The organism is Micromonospora sp. IBHARD003, from assembly GCF_056106285.1.
Genome location: NZ_JBWBBX010000001.1, coordinates 6,858,968 through 6,881,511 on the forward strand (window position 1 = coordinate 6,858,968; position 22,544 = coordinate 6,881,511).

16 protein-coding genes are annotated in these 22,544 nt (G+C 69.6%); 8 read left to right on the plus strand and 8 right to left on the minus strand.

What is annotated here, in order from left to right; all coding sequences use genetic code 11:
* Positions 1 to 387 precede the first annotated feature (387 nt).
* The gene (locus ACTWOL_RS30040; RefSeq protein ID WP_474299983.1) at positions 388 to 1,800 is read left to right on the plus strand and encodes a short-chain fatty acyl-CoA regulator family protein; all 1,413 of its coding nucleotides are present in this window, start codon (positions 388 to 390) and stop codon (positions 1,798 to 1,800) included.
* 319 nt (positions 1,801 to 2,119) lie between these two features.
* On the opposite strand, the gene ACTWOL_RS30045 is transcribed toward ACTWOL_RS30040, so the two are convergent.
* The gene (locus tag ACTWOL_RS30045) at positions 2,120 to 3,277 is read right to left on the minus strand and encodes a magnesium and cobalt transport protein CorA (protein WP_474299984.1); all 1,158 of its coding nucleotides are present in this window, start codon (positions 3,275 to 3,277) and stop codon (positions 2,120 to 2,122) included.
* 163 nt (positions 3,278 to 3,440) lie between these two features.
* Here ACTWOL_RS30045 and ACTWOL_RS30050 point away from each other — a divergent pair, with 163 nt between their 5' ends.
* Positions 3,441 to 4,574, plus strand: coding sequence for a winged helix DNA-binding domain-containing protein (locus ACTWOL_RS30050; protein WP_474299985.1), 1,134 nt, complete (start codon positions 3,441 to 3,443; stop codon positions 4,572 to 4,574).
* On the opposite strand, the gene ACTWOL_RS30055 is transcribed toward ACTWOL_RS30050, so the two are convergent.
* Positions 4,533 to 4,904, minus strand: coding sequence for an SAV_915 family protein (locus ACTWOL_RS30055; RefSeq protein ID WP_474299986.1), 372 nt, complete (start codon positions 4,902 to 4,904; stop codon positions 4,533 to 4,535). The two genes, ACTWOL_RS30050 and ACTWOL_RS30055, sit on opposite strands and share 42 nt — an antisense overlap.
* Before the next feature lie 358 nt (positions 4,905 to 5,262).
* On the opposite strand from ACTWOL_RS30055, the gene ACTWOL_RS30060 reads away from it, so the two are divergent.
* Both ACTWOL_RS30060 and ACTWOL_RS30065 read left to right on the plus strand, forming a co-directional pair.
* Positions 5,263 to 6,804, plus strand: coding sequence for an AMP-binding protein (locus tag ACTWOL_RS30060; RefSeq protein ID WP_474299987.1), 1,542 nt, complete (start codon positions 5,263 to 5,265; stop codon positions 6,802 to 6,804).
* Between the two features lie 245 nt (positions 6,805 to 7,049).
* Positions 7,050 to 11,426 (plus strand): FtsK/SpoIIIE domain-containing protein, encoded by a 4,377-nt coding sequence (locus ACTWOL_RS30065; protein WP_474301286.1) that lies wholly within the window; start codon positions 7,050 to 7,052, stop codon positions 11,424 to 11,426.
* 210 nt (positions 11,427 to 11,636) lie between these two features.
* Here the strand turns inward: ACTWOL_RS30065 and ACTWOL_RS30070 are convergent, their stop codons facing one another.
* The 6 genes from ACTWOL_RS30070 to ACTWOL_RS30095 form a co-directional block, all read right to left on the minus strand.
* Positions 11,637 to 13,190, minus strand: coding sequence for a hypothetical protein (locus ACTWOL_RS30070; RefSeq protein ID WP_474299988.1), 1,554 nt, complete (start codon positions 13,188 to 13,190; stop codon positions 11,637 to 11,639).
* A 45-nt stretch (positions 13,191 to 13,235) separates the two neighbouring features.
* Positions 13,236 to 13,871 (minus strand): hypothetical protein, encoded by a 636-nt coding sequence (locus tag ACTWOL_RS30075; protein ID WP_474299989.1) that lies wholly within the window; start codon positions 13,869 to 13,871, stop codon positions 13,236 to 13,238.
* Complete coding sequence (locus tag ACTWOL_RS30080; RefSeq protein WP_474299990.1) at positions 13,868 to 14,173, minus strand: hypothetical protein; 306 nt, start codon at positions 14,171 to 14,173, stop codon at positions 13,868 to 13,870. The genes ACTWOL_RS30075 and ACTWOL_RS30080 overlap by 4 nt, the downstream gene beginning before the upstream one ends.
* A gap of 140 nt (positions 14,174 to 14,313) precedes the next feature.
* A complete protein-coding gene (locus tag ACTWOL_RS30085; protein WP_474299991.1) occupies positions 14,314 to 14,613 on the minus strand; it encodes a WXG100 family type VII secretion target in 300 nt (99 codons plus the stop codon).
* A 376-nt stretch (positions 14,614 to 14,989) separates the two neighbouring features.
* A complete protein-coding gene (locus ACTWOL_RS30090) occupies positions 14,990 to 15,364 on the minus strand; it encodes a VOC family protein (protein ID WP_474299992.1) in 375 nt (124 codons plus the stop codon).
* A gap of 140 nt (positions 15,365 to 15,504) precedes the next feature.
* The gene (locus ACTWOL_RS30095) at positions 15,505 to 16,746 is read right to left on the minus strand and encodes an MFS transporter (protein WP_474299993.1); all 1,242 of its coding nucleotides are present in this window, start codon (positions 16,744 to 16,746) and stop codon (positions 15,505 to 15,507) included.
* A gap of 101 nt (positions 16,747 to 16,847) precedes the next feature.
* Between ACTWOL_RS30095 and ACTWOL_RS30100 the strand changes: the two genes are divergently transcribed.
* The 4 genes from ACTWOL_RS30100 (at position 16,848) to ACTWOL_RS30115 (ending at position 22,486) form a co-directional block, all read left to right on the plus strand.
* On the plus strand, positions 16,848 to 17,936 hold the full coding sequence (locus tag ACTWOL_RS30100) for a DUF5937 family protein (RefSeq protein ID WP_474299994.1): 1,089 nt from the start codon (positions 16,848 to 16,850) through the stop codon (positions 17,934 to 17,936).
* Between the two features lie 366 nt (positions 17,937 to 18,302).
* Positions 18,303 to 19,667: a chymotrypsin family serine protease gene (locus ACTWOL_RS30105; protein WP_474299995.1), complete on the plus strand. Its 1,365-nt coding sequence runs from the start codon at positions 18,303 to 18,305 to the stop codon at positions 19,665 to 19,667.
* Between the two features lie 807 nt (positions 19,668 to 20,474).
* Positions 20,475 to 20,756 (plus strand): hypothetical protein, encoded by a 282-nt coding sequence (locus ACTWOL_RS30110; protein WP_474299996.1) that lies wholly within the window; start codon positions 20,475 to 20,477, stop codon positions 20,754 to 20,756.
* 95 nt (positions 20,757 to 20,851) lie between these two features.
* Complete coding sequence (locus ACTWOL_RS30115) at positions 20,852 to 22,486, plus strand: AMP-binding protein (protein ID WP_474299997.1); 1,635 nt, start codon at positions 20,852 to 20,854, stop codon at positions 22,484 to 22,486.
* Positions 22,487 to 22,544: the final 58 nt, after the last annotated feature.

The following is a 22,544-nucleotide window of genomic DNA, read 5'->3' on the forward strand; positions in this document are numbered from 1 at the left end:
GTCTCCGTCTCCTCGGTCTGTAACTGACTGCCAATCCCGCCGTCCGGATGAACAGAGGTGGCACTGCGTGTCGATTCGCTGAGATGCGGCCCGCCGTCACCCGGAGGTGAAGCTGAGCAATGTTGCCGTTGCGGGTCGCTGTCGCTGCCGGGGTCTCCGATATCAGGGCAGAACTCGTGAATTCGTGCCCCGGTTCCGAGCCTCGCCCGCCGGTTCCGGCGGGCCGCCCTACGACTCTGGCATTGGCACTGAGTGCCATCAAGCGGGGATGCGTGCCAATCTTTGCGAATCTTCACGCCCGTTTTTGCCAATCTTGCGAAGGCTCCGAACGCGGGATGCTCCCGTACGCTGACCGAGGTCAGGTCCCCGGCGCGGAGGAACGGTTCGGTGAGCAAGACGTACGCGGGTGCGCGGCTACGGCGACTGCGCGAAGAGCGCCGGATGAGCCAGGCGGATCTCGCCCGCGTGCTGGGAATCTCTCCGAGCTACCTGAACCAGATGGAGCACGACTCCCGGCCGCTCACAGTGCCCGTCCTGCTCCGGCTGACCGAGGCATTCGGCGTGGACCCCGGGTTCTTCTCGGAACGGGACACGACGCGCCTGATGGCCGACCTCCGCGAGGCGCTCGCCGGCGAGATCGCCGAATCGCAGGTGTCCGCCACCGACCTCGGCGAGCTTGCCGCCCGGCTCCCCGGCGTCGCCAAGGTCCTCCTCGAACTCGGCCGCCGCAACCAGCAACTGTCCGAGCGCCTCGCCGGGGCGGCCGACAGCCGGGACCGCGAGCGGCGAACCACCTCCACGCCCCACGAGGAGATCCGCGACTTCTTCTACCGCCACCAGAACTACCTCCACAACACCGACCTCGCGGCCGAACGCCTCGCCGGCGAGATCGGCGTCCGGCCGGGAGAGGTGATCGGGGCACTCACCACGAGACTCGCCGAACAACACGGCGTCCGACTGGCCGCCGAACCCGGCGCACGGCTGCACCGCTACGACGAGAGAAGCCGCACGTTCCACCTTTCCCAGCGGCTGCGGCCCGGCCAGCGCGCGTTCCGCATGGCGACCCAACTGGCCCTGTTGGAACACGCCGAGGAACTTGACCGACTGGCGACGGAGGACTTCCCGCCCGGATCATCCACCCACGCGCTGGCCCGAATCGGCATCGCCAACTACTTCGCCGCCGCCCTGATCCTGCCCTACACCGCCTTTCACACGGCGGCCGAAGAAGCCCGCTACGACATCGAGCGTCTCACCGACCACTTCGGCCTCGGCTACGAGACCGTCTGCCATCGGCTGAGCACCCTTCAACGGCCACGGCTGCGCGGCGTCCCGTTCTCGTTCGTCCGTGTCGACCGGGCCGGCAACCTGTCCAAACGCCAGTCGGCCTCCGGCTTTCACTTCTCCCGAGCCGGCGGCACCTGCCCTCTGTGGAACGTCTACGAGGCATTCGCCGCGCCCGGACGCATCCACGTCCAGATCGCCGAAATGCCTGACGGGCAGCGGTACTTGTGGACGGCCCGCGCCATCACCCGCCACCGCGGTGGCTGGGGTGAACCCGGCAAGACCTACGCCATCGGCCTCGGTTGCGAGATCCGCCACGCCCACCGCCTCGTCTACTCCGATGGACTCGACCTCACCAACGCCTCCGCCGCCACCCCCATTGGCATGGGCTGCCGCGTCTGCGAGCGCCTCGACTGCTCCCAACGGGCTGCACCACCACTGGGCCGTCCGCTGCTCATCGACCAGAACAGCAGCACCTTCGTGCCCTACCCGGTCGAAAGCGATCGGGCTGCCGGCTGACCTCGACCGGGGCCTGTCGGCAGGCATGCCACCGAACCCATCGAGAACCTGACGCCTCGACCAGCCTCAACACGGCTGCGGCACACGCCGCGTCGTCGGTGGCTCCGACCGCGTGCACCCGCAGGGCCGAGACACCCTCAGCGGCGGCGATCGCCGAGACCGCCGCGTCCCGCGCACACGGCGGGCGACGTTCCCCCGTGGCTCTCCTGGAGTTTCACACCACGACACGACACCACCCGGCCTCTGCGGACCATTCGGGCTTGAGGGGCCTTCCCGCAATGTTCGTAGATGCGAAGTGGATCTATGGTTCCGGCAGCCCTTAGAGCCAGTCACGCCGCTTGAAGACGAAGTACAGGCTCACACAGACGAGCCCCATCAGGCCGATCGCCAGCGGATAGCCGAACCCCCAGTGCAGCTCCGGCATGTTCTGGAAGTTCATCCCGTAGATCGTTCCCACGAGTGTGGGTGCAAACAGGATGGCCGCCCACGCAGAGATCTTCTTGATCTCCTCGTTCTGCTCGAAGCCCGCCTCGGCCAGGGCCCGCATCTCCGCGTTCTGCTGCTGTGTCACGAGCGTGGTGTTGACCGCCAGGATGTCCGCAAGAGCCTGGCGAAAGCCGTCCACGCGCTCGCTGGTGTGGGTGACGTGGTCGGCCACGTCCCGTAGGTAGCGCTGGAGTTCCTCGTCCGTGCCGTATTTGGCGAAGCCCGCCATCAGGCCGTGCAGCATGCCGACCAGTGGGCGGGTGGCGCGCTGGAACTCGACCATTTCGCGGGAGAGTTCGTAGATGCGCCGGGACACCGCCGGGTCGCCGCTGAAAACCTCGGTCTCGATCTCGTCGATGTCGTTCTGCACGCCCGCGACGACCGGGACGTACCCGTCGACCACCGCGTCCAGGATCGCGTACAGCACGGCCTCGGGGCCGAGGGCCAGGAGTTCGGGCGTGTCCTCCATACGGCGGCGGACCGCCGACAGGTCCGGGGCCGCACCGTGGCGGACCGTGATCAAGAAGTCGCGGCCGACGAAGACGTGGAGCTCGCCGAAGTCGACCTCCTCCGGGGCGTCGAGGTAGCGGGCGGCGCGGAGCACGACGAAGAGGGTGTCGCCGTAGCGTTCGAGCTTGGGCCGCTGGTGGGCCTCCATCGCGTCCTCGACGGCGAGTTCGTGGAGGTCGAACTCCTCGGCCAGTGAGAGCAGTTCGGACTCGGACGGCCGGTGCAGCCCGATCCAGGCCATGCCGGCGGGCTCCTCGCGCAGCTCGCGGAAGGTTTCGGCGAGCGACTCGGGTGCCGAGACACGGCTGCCGTCGCGGTAGAGCGCGGCCTGGACGATGCTGCCCTGGTCCTTCTGTACCGGAGCCGAGGGCCCCGACGCGCGCGCGGAGGAGTCGGCGGGCGGGGACGGCGGCGGAGTGAAGCGGCGGCGCCAGGAGTGCTTCTTGGGGAGCGGAGCGGGGCGGGCCCGTCGGTCGGACATCCTGGTCACCTCCCGTGTACGTATCTGCACCGAGGTCGCTGCCGGCGGCCTCGGTGCAGGATATACGCGCTGTATGACACGGGCACGGCAGCACCGGTGAGCCCCGGCACGGAATCGCCATTGCGGACAGAAACCGTCCGCAATGCTGCGTAGCGTGCCCGTCATGGTGACCACGACGACACCTCGCAGCCTCCCCGTGCTGGGGCCCCGCGCCCTCAACCGGGCCACCCTGCACCGTCAGCTTCTGCTGCACCGCACACCGGAGCACCGGATGCCCGTGCAGGCCGCGGTCGAGCACCTGGTGGGCCTCCAGGCGCAGAACGTGAAGCCGCCCTACTACGCCCTCGCCGCCCGTCTGTACGATTTCCGTCCGCAGGAGCTCTCCGGGCTGATGGCGTGGCGTGCGGTCGGGCGCATCGTGACCCTGCGCTCCACCATCCACACCCACACCGCGGCCGACTGTCTCGCGCTGCGCCCGTTCGCCCAGGCCGGCGGGCCGGATCGGGAACTGAAAATGTTCATGAAGCGCCTCGGCGGCGTCGACCCGGACCGGCTCGCCGCGTTCGGCCGAGAGCTCCTGGAAGAGCGGCCCCGACCGGTCAAGGAGCTCAGGGAGGCTCTGCTCACGCGGTGGCCCGACGTGGATCCGCTCGCCCTGACCACTGCGGTGCGCTGCATGGTGCCGCTGGTGCAGACGACACCCCGCGGACTCTGGGGAAGCAGCGGGCAGGTCACGCTGACGACCGCGGAAGCGTGGTTCGGCCGGTCCATGGAGCCGGCACCCGCTCCCGAGGTGCTCGTACGGCGCTATCTCGCCGCCTTCGGGCCCGCTTCGGTGAAGGACATGCAGACCTGGTGCGGGCTGACCAGGCTGCGCGGGGCCTTCGAGCGGCTGCGGCCCGAGTTGCTCACCTTCCGGGACCGGAACGGCACGGAGCTGTTCGACCTCCCGGACGCACCCCGGCCCGACCCCGAGACACCTGCTCCGCCACGCTTCCTCCCCGAGTTCGACAACCTGCTGCTGTCGCACGCCGACCGGAGCCGGGTCGTGCCCGAAGCGTTCAAGTCGCGTACGTGGAAGGGGAACCAGGCATACCGGGTGTTCCTCGTGGACGGTTTCCTCGCCGGTGTGTGGACGCTGGAAGAGACCGCGGACGCGGCGACGATCACCGTCCAGCCCTTCGCGGCACTGACGCGGTCGCAGCGGGGCGAAGTGGCCGAGGAAGGCCGTCGGCTGCTGGACCTCATGACCTCGTCATCCGAAGGCGAGGTGCGGTTCGGGGTTTTCGCCGACTGACCACTGCACGAGCGGGTGCCGGCGCGGTGCTCCGAACGGGTGCGGCGCACAGGTCGTGAACTGCGGGTCCACGCTGACCACGGTCACGCCGAGAGGCTCGGAGAGGGCCCGCAGCATGGGTTCCGCGAGCCTGATCCAGGACTGGGCCGCATCGAAAACCGCCTTGAGCCCCTCCTCGCTCGTGAAGCCGACGGCGGTGCGTACGCCGAGTGGTGTGCGCATGAAGCGCAGCTGGTAGATCCCGGCAGAGCCGAACCGTACGGGTACGAACAGCGGCTCTGCCGGGCGATGTTCGCCGGGATCCGCTTCCGCGATCAAGGGGTTGTCCATGACGCCCTCCTGGGCAGAAGATCCGAGCGCCGCGCGTGGCCGCGGCGGCACCTTCAAGCATGGCCCGCAGCACTCCGGGGACGGAACGCGGCAGCGGATTCATGACGCGCCGCTGATCGGAAGGAGGTATTACTTGACGCTTCCCTGATGGGCGGGCGGCGCCCGGCAAGGCGCGGCACCCGTCAGGGGTAGGCAGGACGTGCGCCTCCACCCGCACCCGACTGCAGGCCCAAGACTGTTCGCACAAGGCCACCCGCGTACCGCCACTTGCGTACGGCCGCCACGCACGTCGGCACGACGCCCGAGCCCCGACCCTCACTCACGACGTACTGCGCGTACGAGTACAGGAGAGATAGCCATGCGGATTCCCATGACCGTCGCCGACTTCCTCGACCGGGCCGAGCTGGGCTTCTCCTCCAGCCCCGGGGTGGTGGACGAGCCCGACCAGCCGGCGCCGCCGGTGCCCGAGTCGACGTACGGACGGCTCGGTGCCCGTGTACGGGCCTGGCAGGCGGGGTTCGACGCGATCGGTGTCGGCGAGGGTGAGCGGGTGGCGGTGGTCAGCCACAACTCCGCGCGGCTGCTGGAGCTGCTGTTCGCGGTGCCGATGAGCGGCCGGATCTGTGTGCCCGTCAACTTCCGCCTCAAGCCCGAGGAGGTGGAGTACGTGGTGCAGCAGAGCGGGGCGACCGTCCTGCTGGTCGACCCGGAGCTGGACGAGGCGCTGTCGAGTGTCAAGGCGCGCCACCGGTTCGTCCTCGGTGGCCAGACCGAGACCGGGCTGATGCAGTTCGGTGTGGAGCCGCGCCCGTGGTCGCGCCCGGACGAGGACGCCACCGCGACGATCAATTACACCTCGGGCACCACCGCCCGCCCCAAGGGCGTGCGGCTGACGCACCGCAACATCTGGGTCAACGGGCTCACCTTCGGGCTGCACACCCGTGCCTGGGAGCGCGACGTCTATATGCACACGCTGCCGATGTTCCACTGCAACGGCTGGGGGATGCCGTTCGTGATGGCCGGGCTCGGCGTCAAGCAGGTCGTGCTGCGCAAGATCGACGGCGCCGAGATCCTGCGCCGGGTGGACGAGCACGGTGTCACGCTGATGTGCGGTGCGCCCGCCGTGTGGGGCGCGGTGCTGGATGCGGCGGCGACCTGGGAGGGCGAGATCCCGGGCCGTGACCGGGTACGCATCGTCTGCGCGGGTGCCCCTCCGCCGACCAGGCTGATCCAGCGGGTCGGCGATGAGCTGGGCTGGGAGTTCACCCAGATCTACGGACTGACGGAGACGTCACCGCTGCTCACCTTCAACCGGATCCGGCCCGCCGACGCGCAACTGCCGGCCGAGGAGCGTGCGCAGAAGCTGTCCCGTGCGGGACTGCCCGCCCTCGGGGTCAGGCTCAAGGTCTCCGGCACGGGCGAAGTCCTGGCACGGTCGAACGTCGTGCTCGACGGTTACTGGGACAAGCCGGAGGAGACCGAAGCCGCTCTCGAGGGCGACTGGTTCCACACCGGCGACGGCGGCACGATCGACGACGCCGACGGTCATCTGACGATCTCCGACAGAAAGAAGGACGTGATCATCACCGGCGGCGAGAACGTGTCGTCGATCGAGGTCGAGGACACCATCTTCAGCCACCCGGCCGTCGCCGAGGTCGCGGTCATCGGTGTGCCCGACGAGAAGTGGGGCGAGACCATCAAGGCCCTGGTGGTCCTCGCCGAGGGAGCCTCCGCGCTGGAGGCCGACATCATCGCCCACTGCAAGCAGCGGATGGCGGGCTACAAGGCGCCGACGACCGTCGAGTTCCGCGATGCCATCCCGCGCACGGCCACGGGCAAGATCCAGAAGTTCAAACTGCGCGAGCCGTACTGGTCGGGCGCGGACCGGCAGGTGAACTGACGGCCTGGCGCCGGTAAGGAACCGATGGGCTGACGGCCGGGCTACGGCACGGAACCGATGGGCTGACCGGGCTACGGCTACGGAGCCGGTGGGCTCACGGCCGAGCCCCGGTACCGAGCCGGTGAACCGCCTGGCCTTCTCCTCCGTAGGGCCGGTGCGGGCACGGGGGCCCTGCACGCCTGCCGTGGTCCCGGCTGCCCCGCTGTTCCTGCTCCGTGATCTGCCTGGAGAACCACGTGCGGTTGATGTTCACCGTGGTCGACGATGTCGGCGACGCCTTTGACGTACACCTCGAAGCCGACCCCGACACACCGATGCGCGCCCTCGCGCAGGCGCTCGCGGAGGTGGGCGGAGCCGCGCTGCCGATGGCGGGGTCCGGGCTGCACGTCGAGGGCGCCGTCCTCCCCGAGGACATGCCCCTGAGGGACTCGCCGCTGCGGGACGCCGCCATCGTCGGCCTGGGCAGGTCCGTGGGCTCCGCGGCGGCCGAGCCGCGCGGCCTGGTGGAGGTGCGTACGGTCGGCGGTCCGGGCGCCGGTGTCGTCCACCGCCTGGACATCGGTGACTACCGGGTCGGCCTCGCCGCCGACGGTACGCCGCAGATCGGCCGGGGCATCCCCGGCCGGCAGTACGCCGAACTCCGCGTCGGCCCCGGAGGACGCTGCGTCCTCACCCCGGAGAAGGACGCCTCCCTGCAACTGGACCGCACCGACGTCGACGGCGAGCAGCCCTGGCCGCTCGGTGCCCAGCTCCTGCTCGGCGACTGCCTGCTGGAACTCGTCCTGCCGGAAGATCCCGACGCGGCCGTGCAGCCGTCCGAGGACGGCACCGGCTGGGACTACAACCGTCCGCCGAGGCTGCTGCCGCCGAAGCCCGAAACACGGTTCACCCTGCCGTCCCCGCCGTCCCCGCCGGCCAAGCGCCCCCTGCCCTACTTCGCGGCGATCGTCCCGCTGATCCTGGCCGGAGCCGGTGTCCTGATCTTCGGCAGGCTCTACATGCTGCTGTTCGGTCTGCTGACGCCGGTCGCGATCGTCGGCAACCACATCCTCAACCGCCGCTCCGGCAAGGAGACCTACGCCGAATCGCTCGCGAAGTACAAGGAGAAGAAGGCCCGGATCGAAGCCGACGCCGAAGAGGCCCTGGTCGCCGAGCGCACCACCCGGCGGATGGGCTTCCCCGACCCGGCCACCGTGCTGCTCACGGCCGTCGGCCCCCGCCGCAGGCTCTGGGAGCGCCGTACCTCGGACGGCGACTTCCTGGAACTCCGCGTGGGTACGGCCGACCAGCCGTCCGACGTGGTGCTGCAGGACCCCACCCAGGACGAGCACCGGCGCAAGGTGTCACCGGACGCGTTCGACGTGCCCGTCACCGTGCCGCTGCGCGAACACAAGGTGCTGGGCATCGCCGGGCGGAAGCCTGCGGCCCTTGCCGTGGCGCGCTGGGCCCTCGCCCAGGCCGCCGTTCTGCACAGCCCCAAGGACCTGGTGATCCACGTCCTCACCACCGGTGAATCCGGCGAGGACGCCTGGACCTGGACACGGTGGCTGCCCCACGTAAGGCAGCGATCCGGGGACACGCTGACCACCATCGGCACGGACACCGAGACATCGGCCCGCCGTGTCGCCGAGCTGACGGCACTGATAGCCGCCCGTGCCGGAGCGCCACGCGACCGGCGCCCCGCCCGGCAGCCGGACGTGCTCGTCGTCCTGGACGGTGCGCGACGGCTGCGCTCGCTGCCCGGCGTGGTGCAGATCCTGCGCGACGGCCCGGCGGTCGGTGTGCACGCCCTGTGCCTGGACGCCGAGGAACGTCTGCTGCCGGAGGAGTGCCAGGCCGTCGTCGTCGAGGAACCGGGCGGCACCCTGCGGGTCGGGCGGTCCCGGTCCGACACCCGCACCGGAGTCCGGGCCGACTCCGTGTCCGCCGACTGGTGCCGTTCCGTCGCCCGCACGCTCGGCCCGCTGCGGGACACCGGCGGGGTGGAGGAGGACGGCTCGGTGCTTCCCTCATCGGCCCGGCTGCTGGACGTCCTCGCGCTGGATCCGCCGACGGCGGACCAGATCGCCGGCCGCTGGAAGACGGGCGGGCGTTCGACATCGGCCGTCGTAGGAGTCTCGCTGGACGGCCCGTTCGCCGTGGATCTGCGGCGCGACGGCCCGCACGGTCTGATCGCCGGCACCACCGGCTCCGGAAAGTCGGAACTCCTCCAGACCCTCGTCGCCTCGCTCGCGGTGGCCAACCGGCCCGACGCCATGACCTTCGTCCTCGTGGACTACAAGGGTGGCTCCGCGTTCAAGGACTGCGTGTCCCTGCCGCACACGGTCGGCATGGTCACCGACCTCGACGCCCACCTCGTCGAGCGCGCGCTGACCTCCCTGTCGGCCGAGCTGAAGAGGCGCGAGCACATCCTGGCCGACGCCGGAGCCAAGGACATCGAGGACTACGTGGACCTGCTGCGGCGCGAGCCCGGCCGTGCACCGATGCCCCGACTGCTCATCGTCATCGACGAGTTCGCCTCGATGGTCCGCGACCTTCCCGACTTCGTGAAGGGCCTGGTCAACATCGCCCAGCGGGGCCGCTCCCTCGGCATCCACCTCATCCTGGCGACCCAGCGGCCCGGCGGCGTCGTCTCCCCGGAGATTCGGGCCAACACCAATCTGCGGATCGCCCTGCGCGTGACCGACTCGTCCGAGAGCCAGGACGTGCTGACCTCACCCGAGGCCGCCGCCATCTCCAAGAGCACCCCCGGCCGGGCCCTCGTACGGCTCGGCCAGACCTCGCTCGTACCGTTCCAGACCGGGCGCGTCGGCGGCCGGAGGCCGGGTGCGTCCTCGAGGTCCGTCCCCGCGCCCTGGGTCGTGCCCCTCGGCTGGGACCGGCTCGGACATCCGCTGCCCGCGCGCCCCCGCGCCGCACAGCAGCAGCCGGACGCCGAGATCACCGATCTCGCGGACCTCGTTGAGGCGATCCGGGGCGCAGCGGATGACCTGAACGTCCCGCCGCAGCCCAGCCCTTGGCTGCCCCCGCTGCCCAGGACCCTGGTCACGGAGGAGCTGCCGCCGGTAGAGCCCGTCGTTGCGGCACCCGGCGCGTACGACCTCGGGCCCGTTCCGTACGGCCTCGTGGATCTGCCCGCCGAGCAGCGGCAGGTGCCGGTGGTCCTGGACCTGGCGACGCTCGGCCATCTGCATATCGTCGGCTCGTCCCGGGCCGGACGCTCGCAGACCCTGCGCACCATCGCCGGGGTGCTCGCCCGCGCCCACTCCAGCGCGGACGTCCATTTCTACGGCATCGACTGCGGCAACGGCGCCCTGCTCTCCCTCGAAGCCCTTCCGCACACCGGGGCCGTCGTCCAGCGCACCCAGCCGGACCGGCTGGCGCGACTGCTGAACCGGCTGGGCGCCGAAGTCGCCCGCCGCCAGGACCTGCTGGCCTCCCGGGGAGCGGCCGATCTGCCCGAACTGCGCCGGTCGCTGCCGGAAGAGGAACGCCCCGCGCACATCGTCGTCCTCCTCGACCGCTGGGAGGTGTTCGACAAGACCCTCGTCGACTACGACTCGGGCGCACTCCTGAACGGCGTACTCACCCTGCTGCGCGAGGGCGCGAGCGTCGGCGTGCACGTCGTGCTCGCCGGGGACCGGATGCTGTTCTCCACCCGTCTCAGCTCGACGACCGAGGACAAGCTGGTGCTGCGGATGAACGACAAGGCCGAGTACTCCATGATCGGGGTCTCGCAGCGCTCGGTACCGGACGACATCCCCTCGGGACGCGCGCTGCGCGCCGCCGACAAGGCCGAGGTACAGATCGCACTCCTGGACCACGACCCCAGCGGCCAGGCCCAGGCGGCCGCGCTCCAGGCCATCGGTGCCCAGCGCACCGGCCTCGACGCCGAGGTGCCGCGTGAACGCCGCCCCTTCCGCATCGACATGCTCCCGGACCGGCTCACCGCGGAGCAGGCCGCGGTGTATGTGCCGGCGGTGCAGCACCGCCCGGGCCCGATGTGGGCGATGGTCGGCGTCGGTGGGGACGAACTCGGCGCGCAGGGAGCAGACTTGTCCCTCACCCCGTCCTTCCTCGTGGGAGGCCCGCAGCGCTCCGGACGCAGCACGGTGCTGCTCACGATGGCCCTGTCGCTGCTGGAGGCCGGGACTTCCCTGGTCGTCGTGGCACCGCGCCGCTCCCCGCTGCGTGATCTCGCCGGACGGCCTGGTGTCCTCGCGGTGTTCGAGGGCGCGGACGTCCCCAAGGCCGAGCTGGAGCAAACGCTCGCGGAGGCGACCACTCCCGTCGTGGTGATGGTCGACGATGCGGACCTGCTGCAACAGACCGCCGCCGAGCCCGTGTTCAGCCAGATCTGCCGCACCGGCGGCGAGTCCGGCAGGGCTCTCGTCCTCGCGGGCCAGACCGAGCGGCTGGCGAGTGGCTTCTCCGGCTGGTTCGCGGAGGCCCGGCGCAATCGCCAGGGTGTTCTGCTCAGCCCGCAGTCGGTGGGCGACGGCGAACTCATCGGCGGCAAGATCCCGCGCAGCAGGCTAGGCGCGGGGCGGCCGGGACGGGTGTTCTTCAGCGCGGGTGACGGAAAGCTGCGGATGCTCCAGGTCCCGGAGACGACCCTCTGAGGTCCGGAGCCGGCACGGCGGGGCACGCCTGTGAGCAGGCGTGCCCCGCCGGCCGACCTGCGAGCACCAGATGCCCTGCGCGCACCACACGCGCTGCGCGCCCAGTGAAAAGGCGATCGCCCTCCCTTCCCCCGTGATGCGGGTGGAAGGGAGGGCGATCGCCTGTGCGCGGTGCGGAAGGCCCTGTGCGGAAGGAGGCGGTACGGCACGTCAGGCCATCTCGGCGTCCCTCTTCAGCTTCTTCTGCTCATTGATCAGGCCGACGTTGCTCAGGCTGGTCGCGGCGGCTCCCACGCCGACGCTGAGGAGGTCGGCGCCCAGCACGACCTTGTCCAGTCCGGAGAGTCCGGAGTTCTGCGTGGCGGACGTCGATGCCGTCGTCTGCTGTGCCGCAGCGGGGGCCGGAGAAGGCTGCGTCGGACCGGTCGTTGGGGTCGGTTGGCCGGTCGGCTGACCCGTCGGTGACGTTGGGGTCGGTTGGCCGGTCGGCTGACCCGTCGGTGACGTTGGGGTCGGTTGGCCGGTCGGCTGACCCGTCGGTGACGTTGGGGTCGGTTGGCCGGTCGGCTGACCCGTCGGTGACGTTGGGGTCGGTTGGCCGGTCGGCTGACCCGTCGGCGATGTTGAGGTCGGCGTCGGGCGTGTGGGGGCGGCCTGGGGAGTGGTGCCCTGGGTACCGCTGGCCCTCGTCCCTCCGGTGGCGCCCGAACCGCCCGTTCCTGCCGTACCGCCCGTGCCAGTGGAACCGGTGCCACCCGAGCCGCTCGATCCCGTGCCACCCGTTCCGCCGGAGGCGTTGGGCTTGGGCCGGATGAGGTTCTTGCTGTACTTTCCGAAGTTCTTCAGCGCGTCGGCCACCTTGGGGATCTTCGCCGCGGCGGAGAATGCGCCGAGGCCCAGGCCGAGGAAACCCAGCACCAGCCCGGGGATGTCCCACTCACCCGTCTCGACTCCCTTGGCGATTGTGATGCCGATGCCTGCCACGCCCGTCACGACACCGATGCCGATGAGGATGCCGATGGCGACCACATTGACACCGGGGATGAACAGCGTGACCACGGCCGCGATGACGCCCACGATGCCGAGGACGAGACCCGTGATCTCGTCCCACAGGCCGTCCCAGAAACTCTTCTTTTTCACTGCGTCGGACTGCGCCGTATGCAGTTCAGTCGCCGCGGCTTTCGCGTCGGACTCGCGCAGGGCTTGCGCGTCGGCGGCCAGCCGCTGTGCCGCTGCCAGGTCGGCCTGGGCGGAGTCCACGTTGCCCTGGGCGGTGTTCTTCTCCGACTCCGCCTTGCCGATGGCGTCCCGGGCCGCGTCGCGGGCCGTCTGGTCGTCCATCGACGGCTCGGGAGCGTTCTGCAGCGAGGACAGGTGCGCTCCCGCCGCGTCCAGGACGGCCATGGCGGCATCGAGACGCTGACGTGCTTCCCTGCCCTTTTCCAGAGCACGGTCTGCCTGGTCTTGGTGCGCTTCCAGTTGCGGCACGTAGTTCTTGACGGCGTCCGAAGCGCGCCGGTAGGAGTCCCGGAGCTGGCCGATCTGTTTGGGCAGTTCGTCCAGTATCCCACGGAGCTTCTCCATGGACTTGCCCTCGCCCAGGTCGCCGCTCTGGACCCGGTTGATGAAGGTGAAGCAACTCTCTGCGTCGTCGGCGATCGCGTCGTACTCGCCTGCGAGTTTGCGCAGGACTTCGGGGTCGCCGGGGGTGGGGTCCGCGGGCAGATCGAGGACGTCCCAGTCGGCCGCCGCTGGCCGTGCCATGTCAGATGTCTCGCTTTCTCGGGGCGTGCGTCCGGCTCACGCGGATCACGCGTCGAACGTGAGGGTGCCGGAGATGGCGTCGAACACGTCGAAGAACTGGTCCACCAGCGTCAGATTGGGCGTCGTGCAGGCGATGACCAGGAGCGAGTCGGTGCCGGGCACCTGGACGATGGTCTGCATGATCGCCACGCGGACGAAGCCGCGCCCGTAGAAGTCGATGTCCTCCACCGAAGTGACCCGGCCGGCCGGGCCCACGTTGGGGAGTTCGATGATCTCGGTCTGCCGGGCGCGGGTCCCCTTGCCCAGGGGATTCTTGGCGCCGTGGATGCCGTAGGCGAGCATCAGCTCCACCAGGTCGGGGCTTGCCCCCTCCGGCATGTCGAAACGCAGCACCATGGCGTTCCCGATGAGGACGGAGCCGTCCTCCAGGACGTCGAACATCCCGGCGAGCTGGAGTGCGCCGCGCTCGTGCGCCTCGCGGGCGCTGCGGCGGGCCGCACGGACCAGCGAGTCGAGCCCCTTGCGTGCATCGGCGGGGAAGTCCTCGCCGATGTCGGCCGTGATGCGGCGGCGGATCGAGGCGTCCCGGGTGCTCGGGTCCAGATCGAGGTACCACCAGGTCTCGGGCAGCCGCAGCCCGCAGGTGGTGGGTACGCGCGTGGCGGACGCCTTACCGCTCATGTCGGGTTCTCCTGTCCCTTGGTCAGCTCCTGTCCCAACTGCTCATCAGTCTTGCGGAAGTTGTCGACGATGCCCTGGGCAGCCTGCGTGAACGTGTCGACGTTCTCCTGCACACGTTCGTGGCCCCCGCTCCACGCGCTGTCGAAGCTGCCGATGGCGGAGCTCAGGGTCTTGTCCCCGACGTCGTCCTCCGAACCGACGGAGCTGAGGCTGGCGGTCTTGGAGATCGCGGTACGTATCTCTTCGAGCATCTTGATCACCTCCTCGAGCTCTTCTTCCGGAATGCGAATGCGGTCCCCCACGTGGATACCTCCGTACTCCCGTGATCTGTCCTTGACGCCGGCTCCCGATCCGCACGTGTGCGGCGGGAACCAACGGGTGCGGCCGGGCCCGGACGCGAGGCGCACGGTCGCCACGCGTCCGGTACCCGGCCGGGCAGTTGTCAGCCGATGGACCCGGCCGTCTGGTCGTCGGTGCTCACGAAGGCCTCGGCCACGGCGGCGAGGAACGCGCTGACGCCCTCCAGGCCCTCGATGGCGTTCCTCGTACCGGTGTTGTACTCCTCCCAGTACGGCTTGAACTTCGTCTCGGAACCCGGCGTGCTGTAGGCCGCGGCGACGACGTCGCCCATCTTCGAGTCGGCCTCCTGGAGGCTCTGCTGCATGAGCTCCTTCTGACTACGGAGCCACGCCGCCGCTTCCTCGATCTCCGCCGGGTCGATGTTGATCTGGCCACCAGCCATGGTGATTCCTTTCATTGATACCTGTCGCGACAGGCGTCGCCGCCCGCCGCACGCGGCTCTACGGAGGTCCCCGTCAAACGGTTCACAGCAGGACGGAAGGTGCCGTCGGTACACAACGGACCGACGCAGCGGCTGGCTCAGCTGCTCACGGCGGGACTACAGCGCGGCTCATTACGTCAGCCGCAAGGACGCCGGCTTCGCATCCGACCGGGCCAATCTGCGGCAACGATGAGGAGGCCGACTCAGTTGGTGCAGCGGCGGTAGCAGTTGAGGGCGCCGGCGATGCCGACGAGGGCGAGGAAGTGCTCGGCTTTGCGCCTTTGGGGCCTGTGAGGGCAAGGGCAGCCATTGAGCCAGGACAGTGGGCCCGATGGACTCAGTGGAGGCAGAGGCAGAACGGATGGCCGGCCGGGTCCGCGTAGATCCGCCAGTTGGCCGCCGGGCGGAGCTGGTCCGTCCGCTCCAGCACGGTCGCACCGAGGGCGAGCGCCCGCTCCTCCTCTCCGTCGAGATCGTCCACGTCGAAGTCCAGGTGGAGCTGCTGCGGGCGCTCCTGGCCGGGCCATTCGGGCGGTCGATAGCCGTCCACCCGCTGGCAGGCCAGCGGCGTCCCCTCGAACCCGTGAACCTCGACCCAGTCGGGATCTTCCGGGTCCGCGACCACCCGGCCACCGAGCAGATCCGCGTAGAACTCCGCAAGCCGTACCGGATCAGCGCAGTCCAGCGCGACCGCCTGCAGCTTTCGAATCACTTCCGACACCCCTCGCTCTCCGGCCGCTTCCGCGACGCCCCCGTACGGGAGGGGTCGTACCCGCCGCCGCGGCGGGCATGCGCTGCGGCACGCCGGACCGCCGCCGGGCTTCACCCAGAAGGGAGGCGGCATGGTCCAGCTCACGAGTCTGCTCGCGCCCGGCGACCGTGACTGCTGAGAGGCGTTGCCTGATCCTTCTCGGTGGCAACGGCGGAGGCGGAGAGGAGCGTCGCTGCGGCGAGGCTGCCCCAGAGGGCCGCCGGGCCATGAGGAGCGAGGGCGGTGATGGCCGCGGGGGAGACGGCGAGGCCGAAGCCCGTGGAGAGTTCGAAGCGGGCGAGGGTGCGTCCCAGGACATGGGCCGGGGCGAGGGCGGTGACGAGCGCGGTGGCGCTGCCGGCATAGATGATCTCGCCGATGGTGCAGAGCACGGACACCGCGGCGACGGCCGGGGCACCCCAGCCGTGCCCCAGCGAGGTGGCCGCGAGGAAGCCGAGGTAGGACACGGCGAGTACCACGCCGGCGAGAGCCAGCACGGTCCGCCGGGAATAGCGGGACATCAGGACGGTGACCGGGACCTGCAGGGTGACCACCAGCACCGTGTTGGCCACGAAGATGGCGGCCGACCACACCGGGGATGCGTGCAGCTGTGTCACCAGTACGAGTGGCAGCGCGATTTCGGGGACGTTGAGGCAGAACACGTAGATCACGTTGGCGGCCATCAGCGCGCGCATCCGGGGCGCGGGCTCCCCGTCCCCGTCCTTGGCCGGGGCAGCGGCCGGATGTGCGCGCAGGTGGACCGACCACGCCAGGGCCGCCGCCGCGAGATAGGCCAGCCCGGTGACGGCTGCCAGCGCCTGCAACGCGGTGGTGCCGCCCGCCAGACATGCGGTGGCGACGAGGGCGCCCACGCCCAGGCCGGCGTTGCGCAGGGCGCGGCCGCCCGCGAGAGCGGCGTCGCGTTCCCGGCCGTGGGCGACCGTGGCCACGAGAGCCGCGTGGGCGGCAGGCCATGCCTGGTTGCCGATGCCGAGGAACAGCGCCGCCGTCGTGAACAGCCAGACGTGGCCTGCAGGTGCGGCCAGCAGCAGGGCCACGCCCAGCACCCGCACCAGCATCGACGCTGCCACGACCGTGCTGCGTGCACCCCGGTCCAGCCATCGGCCCACGGCGGGCATGCACACCAGCCCCATGACGACGCCCACCGTCATGGCGATGCCGGTGACCGGCGCGGACAGCCTCAGCACCATCACCCCGTAGAGCAGCAGGAAGGGGCGCAGCAGGCCGGTGCCGAGCGCGTCCACGGCCAGGGCGACGGCATAGCGTGGGCCCCCGGAGGCATGGACGAGGGCGCGGGGCTGGATCTTGAAGGTGGTTGCCATGGCGTCAAACGGTGCGTCGGGCCGCCGGGCTGGACCCGTGGGTTGACGGACACCGTCAACCGACGCGGTCGCCGGCCATCCGCGCCGGTGATGATGAGGGGATGACGTTGAGGATCGACATCAGCGGTCTGCCGTCCGAGCGACTGCGGTTCGCCGCATCCCCGCTGGCCGAACTGACCGCGATGCTGCACGTGCTGGCCGAACCCGGGCATCACCCGCAGCGCGCCGGCTGGGCCGCGGACGTCTGGGCCGGGTTTGAGCCCGGGCTGGCCGAGCGCTTGCGGGAGGCGGAGTTCCTCTGGCGTTCCTCACAAGCCGACTTCCTGCTCCCCGCCCGGCCCCGGCCGACCCTCGCCGAGGAGTTGGACGACGTGGACCGGATCGACGACGAAACGTATGTGACCGCAGCGCTCGTCACCACGTGCGGCGGCAGCCGGGTTCACTTCGCCGCTGCGTCGCCGCTCACCGACGCGACCGCGCGCGAGCGGGCCCTGGACCTCGCCCAGGCCCGCGGACCGCGGCAAGAGGCCTTCGCGGAACGGCTGCTCGCGGACCCGGCCGCTGTGCGGGCACGGGTAGGCCACACCCTCGAACTGTGCGCCGAGGCCTTCTTCGACACCGCCTGGGCCGGCGTCGCCGTGCAACTCGCCACCGACCTGCGCCTGAAGAACGACCTGCTGAAGCGCCAGGGCATCGGCCCGGCACTCGCATCGGTCTCCGGCGCGGTCACCCTGGCACCGGACGGAGGCTGCATCGTCGTGGACAAGCTGCAGGACAAGGCGACCGCCGCCCACGGCACCGGGGTCACCTTCATCCCCAGTGTCTTCGGCAGCCCGCACCTCGTGGTGGTCCACGCGCCCGGCTGGCAGCCGGTGGTGCAGTACCCCGTGGCCGCCGAACCGGGTGCATCGCGCCCCGTATCGCTGGAAACGGTCACACGACGGCTGGAGGCACTCTCACATCCGGTACGACTGCGGTTGCTGCGCACCCTGGCCCGCGGCCCGCACACCACCGCCGAGCTGGCCCACATCTGGCAGCTCTCACCCCCGGAGGTGTCCCGCCACCTCGCCGTCCTGCGCAGGACGGGTCTGCTCACGGCCCGGCGGCACGGCCGGTACGTCCGTTACGCCCTCGATCTGCCCGAGCTGACGGCGCTGGGTGCCGACCTGCTGGCGGCCGTACTGCGCTGAGTGGCTTGGGTCGGTCCGGCTTACCGGAACGCGAGAGTCCGCCGCCATATCGACACCGTCCGACTCGGCGGGCCGCCGGGCAGTACCAGGTGTGAACGCCGACTGCACCCGGGGCGGCCGGGCAGTGCCCCGACTGTCCTCGATGTGCCCAACAGGCCAATAAAGAGCCTCAGTTGACGCTCCGTCAAAGCTGATCCCGTGTGACGACAAACTCTTTGATTCATGTGTTCGAGACCCTTACTGTGTGCCTCAGGCGCTTACTTGCGCCTCAGTGTGCACGCGTGATCACGTGCACACCCGCGTGCCACAGCGGTTGTCGGGGGACTCCGTGCAACCACCGTGGGCACTCTCTTCAATGGGGGATTGATGAGGATCAGATCTGTCGTGCTGCCTGTCCTGGCAGCGGCCGGAATGCTCGTCCCGGCGGCGATACCTGCGATGGCAACGCAGGCGCCCGCCTCGCCCGGTACCGCCGGCCTGACGCTGGCGCAGGTCGACCAACAGGTCATCGCCGACTCTCTGCGGCTGCGCGGTGAGTTCGGCTTCGAGGCCAGTCAAAGCAAGCTGGCCTCCATTCTGAAGAACAGCGCGGCTTCCGTCGCCTCCAAGGACGCGGGGGCGCCGTCGCTCGTCAACGAATGGGGCTTCATCGGAACGGCCGCCGAGGCGGCGGAGATGAAGCGCCGTGACACGCTGACATCCGCGGTCGAACCTATGGTTCGGCAGCTCGCCGCACAGAGCAACTTCGCCGGCCAGTTCATCGACACCAAGCACGGTGGGCGCCTGGTCGTGCAGTTCGCCAGGGCTCTGCCGGCGGAGAAGACCCAGGACGCACTGAAGGCGAAGGCCGTCGCATCGGGCAGCTCGACCGACGACATCGAGTTTCGCGTCGTCCGGCGTTCGTCCGCGGAGCTCACCAACGCGATGAACGCGGTGTGGAAGTGGTCCGACAGCGCACGTGGCGAAGCGGCGTCGGTGGTCTCCGTCGAGGAGGACGTGACCACCAACCGGCTGAAGGTGGCCCTGCGGCCCGGCGCCGGCCCCGTCGGCGTGCGAGGTGTCCTCGAGAAGCTGGACGTTCCCGCGGATGTCGCCGAGGGCGAGGGGGCGGAACTGGCCTGTAGTTCCCGCAACAAGTGTGACTCGCCGCGGCGTGGCGGAGTGGGAATCGAACTGCCCAGTGGGTATTGCACCGTCGGATGGGTCGTGAAAAAGGGCAGCACCCTGGGAGCCGTGACCGCAGGGCATTGCGAATGGGGCCGAAACAGCGGCGCGGTCAAGTCAGGGGGTCGCTCCTACGGTTCACTGACGAGCAACAATGCTCTGAAGAACGGTACGCACGCGGACATGCGTTACATCAAGATCTCCGGTAACGCGAAGGCCTGGCTGTACCAGAACAACTCGAACAAGGCCCGAGTCGTCAAGAAGGAATCGCTGGGAACGGTCGGCGCCACCTCCTGCCTCTTCGGCCGAAACGCTGCGAGTCCTCGCTGCGGGAGGATCACGTCCACCAACGCCAGCCACAGGAGCAGCACCTGCCGCTGTGTGGTGTACGGACAGTCCGCCGCCACGTTCTCGGCAGCACCCGGTGACAGTGGTGGTGCCGTCGCCAGCAGCACTACCGGAAGCACGGCCCGTGGAATCCTCTCCGGCACCTTCGGGGGTGTGATGCACTACAGTTCCATCGGCTACGCGTCGACGTACAGCATGGGGAAGCTCGCCACTGGGTGATCCACCAGGAGCGTGAACGCCTGCCCTGCCGCCCGCTGTTCGGCGGGCGGCAGGGCTCGACAATGGAAGCAGGAAGGCGTCCATGAAAGCCCGACTCTCCCTGGCCTTGGTTCTTTTGGCCGGCCTGACGGCATGCTCCTCGGCAGCTGCCGGGGACGGACCGGACGACTGTGGGGACTGGCCCGTCTACGCCACTCCCAAAGAGGCGCTGGGAAAGGCCGCCTTGGTCATTACCGCCGACGTCCGTGAGGCGGCCGGAAACGAGACGGTCTACGGCAGCGCGGCTCACGTCTATTCCGTCAGAACACTCGGTCTCCCCCTGTACAAGGGGGACACGGTGGGCCACGAGAGTCTGAAGATCGTCTCGACGCCTCGGAAATGCTCTGCCAAGGATCCGTACCCCGATGGAGACCCTCTCCAGGGCCAGAAGCGAGTCATCCTCTTCCTCACGCGCGAGGGCACAGAAGGTGGCCAATGGCGGACCCTTACTCCCACCCAAGGGGTGATTCCGGCGGCCGGGGGCACCAGCCTTCCCGATAAATGGCCCGCCACGCACACGGGGCACAAGTAGGGCACCTTGGCGTAGCTGTCGTTCGCGCGCCTGGCGGGTATTGCGGGACAGCCCTTGGCTCTGCATGGTGTGAACAGTCGGCCCTTCACGGCTCATCCGTCATCGGCACGGGTGCGTGAGGGGCCGACTTTTCTGTATTACCGGTTGTGTTCTCCACCAGCCAGGTTCTCCAACTGCCAGTGCTCCAAACGCCGGAGACCGGCGGCGAGCGGTGTGGCCGCCGTGATGTTCGCCGTGTGGCGACCGTCGTCACACCCCTCACCGAGCTGATGGGCGTCACCATCCGCGGTGACGACGTGTCCTCCACGTACCCGGGCCAGGCCGGAGGCTGGGAAGCCGCCTGGTTCTACCTCTGCTACGCGCCGCTGATCCTGTGGGGGCCGCTGCTGGCCGTGCTGACCGTCGCCTACGCGAGGCGCCGTCGCGCGGCGGTCCGGGACAACGTCGCGCGACGGCATGCTTGCCGAGAGCAGCGGCGCCCTCAAGTGAGGCAACGTGCGGGCGCGCCGAGCACTTGAGCTGCCGATCGGTCTCGGGAAAGATCGCCGGAGCGAGCCGCGCGAGCACAGCACCGCGCAGGGCTCCACGGTCGAGCACGACGAAGGGATCTGCGATGACGGAGTCCGGGGCGACGACGGCGCTCTCGTACACCCATGGCACGGGCACCGTCCCGTTGCTCGGCGACACGATCGGACGCAACCTCGATCGGGCGATCACGGCGTTCCCGGAACGGGACGCGCTCGTCGACGTGCCGTCCGGGCGCCGCTGGACGTACGCCGAGTTCGGAGCCGACGTGGACGAGCTCGCCCGGGCGCTGCTCGCACGCGGCGTCGCCAAGGGTGACAGGGTCGGCATCTGGTCGGTGAACTGCCCCGAGTGGGTCCTCGTGCAATACGCCACCGCCCGCATCGGCGCGATCATGGTGAACATCAACCCGGCTTACCGGGCCCATGAGCTCGCCTATGTCCTCAACCAGGCCGGGATCAGCCTCCTCATCGCATCCCTCGCCCACAAGACGAGTGACTACCGGGCGCTGGTCGAGCAGGTCCGCGGCGACTGCCCGGAGCTGCGCTCCGTTCACTACATCGGCGACGACAGCTGGGCCGAGCTCGTCTCATCCGCGGGAGCTGTAGCACCGGACGAACTCGCCGCGCGGGAAGCACAGTTGTCATGCGACGATCCCGTCAACATCCAGTACACATCCGGCACCACCGGATTCCCCAAGGGTGCGACCCTCTCCCACCACAACATCCTCAACAACGGCTATTTCGTCGGCGAGATGATCGGCTACACCGAGCAGGACCGGGTCTGTCTGCCGGTGCCGTTCTACCACTGCTTCGGCATGGTCATGGGAAACCTCGGCGCCACCTCGCACGGAGCCTGCATCGTCATCCCGGCCCCCTCCTTCGAACCGGCCGCCACGCTCCAGGCCGTCCAGCAGGAGCGCTGCACCTCTCTCTACGGCGTACCGACCATGTTCATCGCCGAGCTGAACCTCCCCGACTTCGCGACGTACGACCTGAGTTCGCTGCGCACCGGCATCATGGCGGGCTCGCCCTGCCCGGTGGAGGTGATGAAGCGGGTCGTCGCGGAGATGAACATGGCCGAGGTGTCGATCTGTTACGGCATGACGGAGACCTCACCCGTCTCCACCCAGACCCGGCACGACGACGACCTGGAGCGCCGCACCGGCACGGTGGGCCGGGCGCTCCCACACGTCGAGGTCAAGGTCGTCGACCCGGTCAGCGGTGTCACACTGCCCCGCGGCGAGGCGGGCGAGCTGTGCACCCGCGGCTACAGTGTGATGCTCGGCTACTGGAACGAACCGGAGAAGACCGCCGAGGCGATCGACGCGGGCCGCTGGATGCACACGGGCGACCTCGCCGTGATCCGCGAGGACGGCTACGCCCAGATCGTCGGCCGGATCAAGGACATGATCATCCGTGGCGGCGAGAACGTGTACCCGCGCGAGATCGAGGAGTTCCTGTACGCCCATCCGAAGGTCGCCGATGTCCAGGTGGTCGGCGTACCGGACGAGAAGTACGGCGAGGAGATCCTCGCCTGCGTCATCGCCCGCGACCCGGCCGATCCGCCGATGCTGGACGAGATCGTCGCCTTCTGCCGCGAGAAGCTCGCCCACTACAAGATCCCCCGGCGGCTGGAGGTCATCGATGCCTTCCCGATGACGGTCAGCGGCAAGGTGCGCAAGGTGGAGCTGCGGGAGCGCTACGGCCCGGACGGGAAGTAGGAGGGCAGCCGCAATGCGCCGGGAGCGTGCCGTAAGCCGTCTGCGGTGGTGACCTGAA